Origin of the sequence: Streptomyces swartbergensis, assembly GCF_002148965.1 — a bacterium.
Taxonomy (GTDB): domain Bacteria; phylum Actinomycetota; class Actinomycetes; order Streptomycetales; family Streptomycetaceae; genus Streptomyces; species Streptomyces swartbergensis.
Map to the genome: position 1 here is coordinate 1 of NZ_NGFN01000341.1, position 9162 is coordinate 9162.

Consider the following 9162-nt stretch of genomic DNA (forward strand, 5'->3'; position numbering starts at 1 on the left):
CATCCCCGAAGGGACCCCGCATGGCACTCGAAGCCGGCCTCCTCGAAATCCTCGCCTGCCCGGCCTGCCACGCCCCCCTCAAGGAGCAGGACACCGAACTGCTCTGCACCGACCAGAACTGCGGCCTGGCCTACCCCGTCCGCGACGGCATCCCGGTCCTCCTGGTCGACGAGGCCCGCCGCCCCGCGTAGGCCCCGCCCGGGCAGACACACCCGCGTGAACCCCGGTGCACATAGCCCCCGGCGCAACGGGCACCGATCGTAGGACACCCCAAAAAGCGGGGCCCGGAACGGACCCCGGCCATCGGAGGCTGCCGCCCATGCTCGACGAATCGCTGCTCGACTCCCCGGAGGGCCTCTCCGAGGCCGACCACCGCGGGCTGCYCCGCGGCGCCGCAGAAGCCGGCGCCCGCGTCCGCACAGCCGCCCGCCACTCCGCCGAGGCCGGCATCAACGACCTCAAGCCCGACGGCCGCCCCCGCGCCGTCCTCATCGCCGGCCCGGGTGCCGCCGCCACCCACGCCGCCGACCTCATCGGCACCCTCGCCGGCGCCGGCAGCCCGGTCACGCGGCTGGCCCCCACCGGCGTCGCCCCCGCCGCGGGCGCCCTGCGCTGGGAACTGCCCGGCTGGGTCGGCTCCGTCGACATCCTCCTGATCACCACCCCGGACGGCACCGAACCCGGCCTGTCCCTCCTCGCCGAACAGGCCTACCGCCGCGGCTGCAACGTCGTCGCCGTGGCCCCCAGCCGCTCCCCGCTCGCCGACGCGGTGAACGGCTCGCACGGCTTGTTCGTCCCCATGGCGACGGCCCCGTACGACCAGGACGAGCCCCTCGCCGCCTCCGCCCCCGGCGTCCTGTGGGCGCTGCTCACGCCACTGCTCGCGCTGCTGGACCGTACGGGAGTGCTCGCCGCCCCGCCCGAAGCTCTCGGCAAGGTCGCCGACCGCCTCGACGTCGTCGCCGAACGCTGCGGCCCCGCCATCGCCACCTACAGCAACCCCGCCAAGACCCTCGCCGCCGAACTCGCCGACGCGCTCCCCATCATCTGGACCGAGGGCACCTCGGCCGGACCGGCGGGCCGCCGTTTCGCCGCCGCGCTCGCCGAGTTGTCCGGCACCCCCGCGGTCGTCGCCGAACTCCCCGAGGCCCTCGCCGCACACAGCGCCCTGCTCGCCGGCCCGCTGGCCGCCAGCGCCGACCCCGACGACTTCTTCCGCGACCGTGTCGAAGAACCACCCGCCCTGCACGCGCGCGTGGTGCTCCTCCGCGACCGCCCCATCGGCGGCCTCACCGCCGCCCCCGGCGCCCGCGACCTGGCCCTCAGCCACGACACCCCGATCAGCGAACTGGAACCGGAGGAGGGCGGCGAACTGGAGACCCTCGCGGAACTGATCGCCACCACGGATTTCGCCGCGGTTTACCTGGCGCTCGCTTCGAGGGCCTGATCATGCTCGGGACACCCTGACGCGCCAGCACGCCCGAACACGCAAGAGAGACCCCCATGGACCGCCTCGACAACACCATCCGCCCCTACGCCTGGGGTTCCCCCACCGCCATCCCGCACCTGCTCGGCACCGAACCGACCGGCGAACCGCAGGCGGAGATGTGGATGGGCGCCCACCCCGGCGCACCCTCACGCACCGACCGGGGCACGCTTGTCGAGGTCATCGACGCCGACCCGGAAAAGGAACTCGGACCGGCCGCGGTCGCCAAGTTCGGCCCCCGCCTGCCCTTCCTCCTCAAGATCCTCGCCGCCGGCGCCCCGCTCTCCCTCCAGGTCCACCCCGACCTGGAGCAGGCCAAGGAGGGTTACGCGGACGAGGAGCGCCGCGGCATCCCCGTGGACGCCCCGCACCGCAACTACAAGGACGCCAACCACAAGCCCGAACTGATCTGCGCCCTCACCGAGTTCGACGGCCTGTGCGGCTTCCGCGACCCGCTCCAGGCCGCCGGCCTGCTCGACGACCTCGGCGTCGACTCCCTCAAGCCGTACGTCGACCTGCTGCACGCCCACCCCGAGGACGCCGCCCTGCGCGAGGTCCTCACGGCGATCCTCACCGCCGACCCCGAGGAGATGTCCCGCACGGTCGCAGAGGCCGCGACGGCCTGCACCCGCCTCGGCGGCGCCTACGCCCCCTACGCCGACATCGCCCACCACTACCCGGGCGACCCCGGCGTCATCGCCGCCATGCTGCTGAACCACGTCCGGCTCCAGCCCGGCGAGGCCCTCTACCTCGGCGCCGGCGTCCCGCACGCCTACCTGAACGGCCTCGGCGTCGAGATCATGGCCAACTCCGACAACGTCCTGCGCTGCGGCCTGACCCCCAAGCACGTCGACGTCCCCGAGCTCCTGCGCATCGTCCGCTTCCGCCCCAGCGACCCCGGCGTCCTGCGCCCCGAGGCCTCCCCGGGCGGCGAGGAGCTCTACGAGACCCCGATCGACGAGTTCCGCCTGTCCCGCTACGTCCTCCCCCAGGCGGGCAGCGCCCACGACCTCACCCGCGCGACCCCGCAGATCCTGCTCTGCACCGCCGGCACCGTCCGGGCGGGCGAGCACGACCTGACCCCGGGCCGGTCCGTCTTCGTCCCGGCCGGCGAAAAGGCCGAAGTGTCCGGAACGGGAACGCTCTTCCGCGCCACCGTCGTCGCCTGACCGTTTCGATGCCCCCCTTGCTGGTGACCTGAAGCACCGCGGCACGAGCGGGCTGCAACAATGGCCCACCGTCAAGCACGGGCAAAGCCACGGGTGCCGCACCAAGGCGGCACCCGGCCCTGGAACGGCGTACGAAGGGACAACGCGAACATATGAGCGCGTCAGGCGGCACCAAGGCGATCGTGGCGGCATTGGTCGCCAACCTCGCGATCGCGGTAGCGAAGTTCGTGGCGTTCCTCTTCAGCGGCTCGTCGTCGATGCTCGCCGAGTCCGTGCACTCGGTCGCCGACTCCGGCAACCAGGCGCTGCTCCTGGTCGGCGGCAAGAAGGCCAAACGCGAGGCCACCCCGCAACACCCCTTCGGCTACGGCCGCGAGCGCTACATCTACGCCTTCCTCGTCTCGATCGTCCTCTTCTCGGTCGGCGGCATGTTCGCCCTCTACGAGGGCTACGAGAAGATCAAGCACCCGCACGAGCTGACGCACTGGTACTGGCCGGTAGGCGTCCTGATCTTCGCGATCATCGCCGAGTCCTTCTCCTTCCGCACGGCCATCAAGGAGTCCAACGTCCTGCGGGGCAAGCGCTCCTGGAAGGAGTTCGTCCGCCACGCCAAGGCCCCTGAGCTCCCGGTCGTCCTCCTGGAGGACCTCGGCGCCCTCGTCGGCCTGATCCTCGCCCTCGGCGGCGTCGGCCTCGCCCTGCTCACCGGCGACAGCGTCTGGGACGGCATCGGCACCCTCTGCATCGGCATCCTGCTCATCCTGATCGCCCTGGTCCTCGCCGCCGAGACCAAGTCGCTGCTGCTCGGCGAGTCCGCCGGCACCGAGGAGACCCAGAAGATCGAGGCCGCCGTCGTCGACGGCGACACGGTCACCCGCATCATCCACATGCGCACGCTCCACCTCGGCCCCGAGGAACTCCTCGTCGCCGCCAAGATCGCCGTCCGCCACGAGGAGACGGCCACCGAGATCGCCGCCGCCATCGACGCCGCCGAGTCCCGCATCCGCGAGGCCGTCCCGATCGCCCGCGTGATCTACCTCGAGCCGGACATCTACAGCGAGACCGAAGCCGCCAAGGGCTCCGACCCCGAGGCAAGCCCCGGCGGCCCCACCCCGCACCCCACCGACCACTGAGCCCTCTCCATACGACTCCTCCGGTCACGGGGCCCGCCGAACCACTCGGCGGGCCCCGCCGCCTTCCACCAGTCCCGCACCTCACCGGCACTCCCACCCCCGCCCGTCACGGGATCGGCTTGATGTGTTTCCCTGCGGACTGGGGATCGCAGGCGCCCCCGGTGTAGCTTGGGACGGAGCCAGACGTCGCTGCTGATGGCGGTCGGGCGGTCCCACCGCGGACCGGCCGAGGGAGAGAGGGCCTCCGACGGACTGCGCTGCGCACACGCGGGCATGCCTGTGTCCTCTTTCGGGCACCCCTGTGTCCGCCGCCGCGCAGACCAGCCGTACCCACCTCGACCCAATCCCGAGGAGCACCTCTCCATGACGACTGTCGACAAGCGACAGGACTTCAAGGTCGCCGATCTCTCCCTGGCCGAGTTCGGCCGCAAGGAGATCACCCTCGCCGAGCACGAGATGCCCGGCCTGATGGCGATCCGCAAGGAGTACGCCGAGGCGCAGCCCCTGGCCGGCGCCCGCGTCACCGGCTCCCTGCACATGACCGTGCAGACCGCCGTGCTCATCGAGACCCTGGTCGCCCTCGGCGCCCAGGTCCGCTGGGCCTCCTGCAACATCTTCTCCACCCAGGACCACGCCGCGGCAGCCATCGCCGTAGGCCCCAACGGCACGCCCGACAACCCGCAGGGCGTCCCGGTCTTCGCCTGGAAGGGCGAGACCCTGGAGGAGTACTGGTGGTGCACGGAGCAGGCGCTGACCTGGCCGGACAGCCCCACCGGCGGCCCGAACATGATTCTGGACGACGGCGGTGACGCCACCCTCCTCGTCCACAAGGGCGTCGAGTACGAGAAGGCGGGCAAGGTCCCTGCCGTCGACACCGCCGAGAACGACGAGCACCGCGTCATCCTCGAACTCCTGAACCGCACCATCACCGACGGCTCCCAGAAGTGGACCCAGCTCGCCTCGGAGATCCGCGGCGTGACCGAGGAGACCACGACGGGCGTCCACCGCCTGTACGAGATGCAGCGCGACGGCGTCCTCCTCTTCCCGGCGATCAACGTGAACGACGCCGTCACCAAGTCGAAGTTCGACAACAAGTACGGCTGCCGCCACTCCCTGATCGACGGCATCAACCGCGCCACCGACACCCTGATCGGCGGCAAGACCGCGGTCGTGTGCGGCTACGGCGACGTGGGCAAGGGCTGCGCGGAGTCCCTGCGCGGCCAGGGCGCCCGCGTGATCATCACCGAGATCGACCCGATCTGCGCCCTCCAGGCCGCGATGGACGGCTACCAGGTCACGACCCTGGACGAGGTCGTCGACAAGGCCGACATCTTCATCACCACGACCGGCAACAAGGACATCATCATGGCCGGCGACATGGCCAAGATGAAGCACCAGGCCATCGTGGGCAACATCGGCCACTTCGACAACGAGATCGACATGGCCGGCCTCGCGAAGATCCCCGGCATCGTCAAGGACGAGATCAAGCCGCAGGTCCACACCTGGACCTTCCCCGACGGCAAGGTGATCATCGTCCTGTCCGAGGGCCGCCTGCTGAACCTGGGCAACGCCACCGGCCACCCGTCGTTCGTGATGTCCAACTCCTTCGCGGACCAGACCCTGGCCCAGATCGAGCTGTTCACCAAGCCCGACGAGTACCCGACCGGCGTCTACGTGCTGCCCAAGCACCTCGACGAGAAGGTCGCCCGCCTCCACCTGGACGCGCTCGGCGTGAAGCTGACCACGCTCCGCCCCGAGCAGGCCGAGTACATCGGCGTGCAGGTCGAGGGCCCGTACAAGCCGGACCACTACCGCTACTGAGCCGAGCAGCACAGCGCTGCCGGTCAGGTCCTCCGAGGCAGGCCCCCGCACCCCCGTGCCGGGGGCCTGCCCCGTTTGGCGGACCAGCGACCGGCCCAGCCCGTCAAGACCCAGGACCCCCATGCCCCGCGGCCGTTATTCGCTCCACGATCCGCACGATCACACCCCCCTCGCAGAAGAGCACTTCCACTGCGCCATCGGCCCCTCCGGCTGGCGCTACGTCTCCCAGCTGACCACCCCCACAGGCGACCACCACGGCTCCGTCGACCTCACCCTCGACGAACTCGGCCGCCCCATCCGCCTCGAACTCCACGCCGCCGCCTGGCAGGTCCGCGGTGCCGCCCTCGACGGCGTCACCTGGGTCCGCACGGACCCCACCGGAACCAACGCCACCGAAGGCAATGTGCGCGCCCACGCCTTCACCGGCACCTCCCCGGCGTTCCTCGTCGCCACCACCCGTCTCCTGCGCCTCACCCCCTCCTCAGCCGGCACCCGCGTACGCCTCGTCGCCTTCACGGACCCGGTCCTCGCCCCGCGCACCGTGGACCAGTCGTGGACCTTGCTGAAAAGAGAAGCACACGCCACTGACAACGGCCCCCTGACCGTGGACGAATACCAGGTCACAGCCCTGGACACGGGCGAACAGCACTCCGTGCACATCGCCGGCGACGTGGTGCTCGCGGCTCCCGGCATCGAGCTCGAAGACCTCGAATCACCGCCGTCTGTGTTCCCCTGAGGACAACCCCCGCTGAACGGGCCGCCCCGCCCCCACTACGCCGGCGGCACGAACCCGGTCCCGGGACGATCGCCCGCCCGCACCTCTTGCGACTGCTCGGGCCGAGCCCCGCCGGACGACTCGACAGCCGCGCCGTGCGGCACGACCGGCGGTCCGTACGCACCGGACGCCGCGCCCGCAGCCGAAGGCATCTCAGCAGCTGAAGCCGCATCCGCAGCCGGAGCCGCTTCGGTAACCGGAGCCGCCTCCGCGGCCGGAGCCGTCGACGAGGCCGGCCCGCTCCCGAAAGCCCGCCGGGCCTCCCGCGACTGCCGTTCATGCACGACCGCCGCCAGATACGCACCCGGCGGAACACCCTGCGGCACCGGAACCCCCGTACGTTCGGCGAGATCCGACGCCAGCCGCTCCGCCATGGACCAGCCCACCTGCGGGTCCAGCTGCTGCATACGCGTCAGGTACTGACGGACGGCGAGCCACAGCCCGTCGGGCACCGCCGACAGATCGAGCCCCGAGAACCGCCCCGCAAGCCAGGGCGGAGGAGGAGGTACGAAACCGGTCCGCGCGACCGGAATCCGCTCCCTCACGACGAGAGTCCCGGCGAACACATCCCCCAGCCGCCGCCCACGCGCCGACACGAACGAGGCGATACACGCGACGACCCCGAAGGTCATGAGGATCTCGATCACCCCGATCAAGCCCCTCACCAGCGCATGCCGGAACCGGATCGGCCCCCCGTCGTCCCGCACCACACGCAGACCGCACGCCATCTTCCCGAGCGAGCGCCCATGACTGAGCGTCTCCACCGCGATCGGCCCGCCCACGAGCACGAGAACGAACGTCGCGATCGACAGCGCTGTCTGCGCCGCCTCGTCCAGCGAGGCAGTGGAAACCACGATCGCAATGGTCACCGCTACGTAGACGGCCACGGCCACCACAAGATCGAGCAACACGGCCAGCGCCCTGCTGGGCAACCTCGCGGGGCGCAGTTCCAGCGCCACCGCCTCGCCCGTCACCAGCTCACTCACGCCCGCCGTCCTTCCCCTGCCCTGCCCCCGACAGGGCCAGTCTGCCAAGCTGAGGGCGCATCGCGCCGCAGTACGACAAGCTGATCCACGACGAGCCGCCGACGAACAGCCGAGGAGCAGGCACACCGATGGACCTCGACGTCTTCGTCTCCGCCCACCGAGCGGAGTGGGACCGCCTCGAAGCACTGCTCCGTCGCCAGCGCCGCCTCAGCGGAGCCGAAGCCGACGAACTCGTCACCCTTTACCAACGCACCGCCACGCACCTCTCCCTGATCCAGACCAGCGCCCCCGACCCCCAGCTGACCGGCCGGCTCAGCCAACTCGTGGCACGCGCGCGAAGTGCCGTGACAGGCACCCGACGCGCCTCCTGGCGTGACGTCACCCGCTTCCTCGCCCACGGCTTCCCCGCCGCCGTCTACAAGTCACGCCACTGGTGGGTACCCACCGCACTGCTGTCCACGGCGGTCGCGGCGCTCCTGGGCTGGTGGATCGGCACCCACCCCGAAGTACAGGCCTCCATCGCGGCCCCCAGCGAACTGCGCGAGCTCACCCGCCCCGGCGGCCAGTACGAGACGTACTACTCCAGCCACCCGGCCGCCAGCTTCGCCGCCCAGGTCTGGACGAACAACGCCTGGGCCGCAGCCCTGTGCCTGATCCTTGGTGTCTTCCTGGGCCTCCCGGTCATCTGGATCCTCTTCCAGAACATGCTCAACCTGGGCATCGGCGTCGGCCTGATGTCCTCGGCCGGCCGCCTCGACACGTTCCTCGGCCTGGTCCTCCCGCACGGGCTGCTCGAACTGACCGCCGTCTTCGTGGCCGCCGGCACCGGCCTGCGCCTCGGTTGGACCCTCGTCGACCCGGGCCCCCGCACACGACGCACAGCTCTCGCGGAAGAGGGCCGTGCCGCCATCGGCATGGCCATCGGCCTGGCGGTGGTCCTCTTCGTCTCCGGCGCCATCGAAGGCTTCGTCACCCCCTCCGGCCTCCCCACCTGGGCCCGCATCACCATCGGAGTCGTCGCCGAACTGGCCTTCCTCGCCTACGTATATGTCCTGGGCGGCCGTGCCGCCCGCGCCGGCGAGACCGGTGACGTGGAGGCGGCGGAACGCAGCGCCACCGTCCCGACAGCTGCCTGAACGGCCCCGCAGCCGCCGGATGTGCGACCACGTCCGTTCAGCTGCTAGTCTCCTCTTCGCCCCACAGGAGCCGTTGACACGGAGCCTACGGGGAGGTAGATTCGAACAGTTGCCTGGACATGGGGTTCAGCCTCAGATCGGCGACAGTGAGCATCTGTCTGCTTCATGAAACGTTGATTTCATTGAAGCCCCTCCCGATGAATCGGAAATGAGTGGCCGGTCAATCCGGCCCGGAACCTCTGATAAAGTCGGAACCGCCGGAAAGGGAAACGCAGAAGCGGAAACGCGAAAGCGGAACCTGGAAAGCACCGAGGAAATCGGGTCGAGAAAGATCTGATAGAGTCGGAAACGCAAGACCGAAGGGAAGCGCCCGGAGGAAAGCCCGAGAGGGTGAGTACAAAGGAAGCGACCGTTCCTTGAGAACTCAACAGCGTGCCAAAAGTCAACGCCAGATATGTTGATACCCCGTCCGTCGGAAATTTCCGATGGTCGAGGTTCCTTTGAAAAAACACAGCGAGGACGCTGTGAACGGTCGGGCTTATTCCGCCTGACTGTTCCGCTCTCGTGGTGTAGCACCGGATTACCGGTACACATTCACGGAGAGTTTGATCCTGGCTCAGGACGAACGCTGGCGGCGTGCTTAACACATGCAAGTC

At 70.1% G+C, this 9162-nt stretch carries 8 protein-coding genes and 1 rRNA gene; 8 read left to right on the plus strand and 1 reads right to left on the minus strand.

Features of this window, described 5'->3' with window-relative positions:
* Positions 1 to 20 precede the first annotated feature (20 nt).
* From CA983_RS35515 to CA983_RS35540, 6 genes are all read left to right on the plus strand, one after another.
* Entirely contained in the window at positions 21 to 191 is a 171-nt protein-coding gene (locus CA983_RS35515; protein ID WP_078945647.1) for a Trm112 family protein, read from the plus strand.
* Between the two features lie 128 nt (positions 192 to 319).
* Entirely contained in the window at positions 320 to 1447 is a 1128-nt protein-coding gene (locus tag CA983_RS35520; RefSeq protein WP_086604865.1) for an SIS domain-containing protein, read from the plus strand.
* Between the two features lie 56 nt (positions 1448 to 1503).
* Positions 1504 to 2655, plus strand: a complete 1152-nt coding sequence (gene manA / locus CA983_RS35525; protein WP_086604866.1) for a mannose-6-phosphate isomerase, class I — start codon at positions 1504 to 1506, stop codon at positions 2653 to 2655.
* 152 nt (positions 2656 to 2807) lie between these two features.
* Complete coding sequence (locus tag CA983_RS35530; protein ID WP_086604867.1) at positions 2808 to 3788, plus strand: cation diffusion facilitator family transporter; 981 nt, start codon at positions 2808 to 2810, stop codon at positions 3786 to 3788.
* Positions 3789 to 4151: 363 nt separating this feature from the next.
* Positions 4152 to 5609, plus strand: a complete 1458-nt coding sequence (ahcY, locus tag CA983_RS35535; RefSeq protein WP_086604868.1) for an adenosylhomocysteinase — start codon at positions 4152 to 4154, stop codon at positions 5607 to 5609.
* A gap of 121 nt (positions 5610 to 5730) precedes the next feature.
* Positions 5731 to 6345, plus strand: coding sequence for a hypothetical protein (locus CA983_RS35540; protein WP_086604869.1), 615 nt, complete (start codon positions 5731 to 5733; stop codon positions 6343 to 6345).
* A 35-nt stretch (positions 6346 to 6380) separates the two neighbouring features.
* Here CA983_RS35540 and CA983_RS35545 read toward each other — a convergent pair whose 3' ends face one another.
* Positions 6381 to 7370: an RDD family protein gene (locus CA983_RS35545; RefSeq protein ID WP_086604870.1), complete on the minus strand. Its 990-nt coding sequence runs from the start codon at positions 7368 to 7370 to the stop codon at positions 6381 to 6383.
* Positions 7371 to 7498: 128 nt separating this feature from the next.
* Here CA983_RS35545 and CA983_RS35550 point away from each other — a divergent pair, with 128 nt between their 5' ends.
* Together CA983_RS35550 and CA983_RS35560 are read left to right on the plus strand one after the other, a co-directional pair.
* Positions 7499 to 8506: a stage II sporulation protein M gene (locus tag CA983_RS35550; RefSeq protein ID WP_086604871.1), complete on the plus strand. Its 1008-nt coding sequence runs from the start codon at positions 7499 to 7501 to the stop codon at positions 8504 to 8506.
* 593 nt (positions 8507 to 9099) lie between these two features.
* A 16S ribosomal RNA gene (locus CA983_RS35560) occupies positions 9100 to 9162 on the plus strand; the annotation flags it as partial.

Bases quoted from the DNA above. Each gene is read 5' to 3' on its own strand.
- CA983_RS35515 (WP_078945647.1), top strand. From the start codon at position 21: ATGGCACTCGAAGCCGGCCTCCTCGAAATCCTCGCCTGCCCGGCCTGC.
- manA (WP_086604866.1), top strand. From the start codon at position 1,504: ATGGACCGCCTCGACAACACCATCCGCCCCTACGCCTGGGGTTCCCCC.
- CA983_RS35530 (WP_086604867.1), top strand. From the start codon at position 2,808: ATGAGCGCGTCAGGCGGCACCAAGGCGATCGTGGCGGCATTGGTCGCC.
- ahcY (WP_086604868.1), top strand. From the start codon at position 4,152: ATGACGACTGTCGACAAGCGACAGGACTTCAAGGTCGCCGATCTCTCC.
- CA983_RS35540 (WP_086604869.1), top strand. From the start codon at position 5,731: ATGCCCCGCGGCCGTTATTCGCTCCACGATCCGCACGATCACACCCCC.
- CA983_RS35550 (WP_086604871.1), top strand. From the start codon at position 7,499: ATGGACCTCGACGTCTTCGTCTCCGCCCACCGAGCGGAGTGGGACCGC.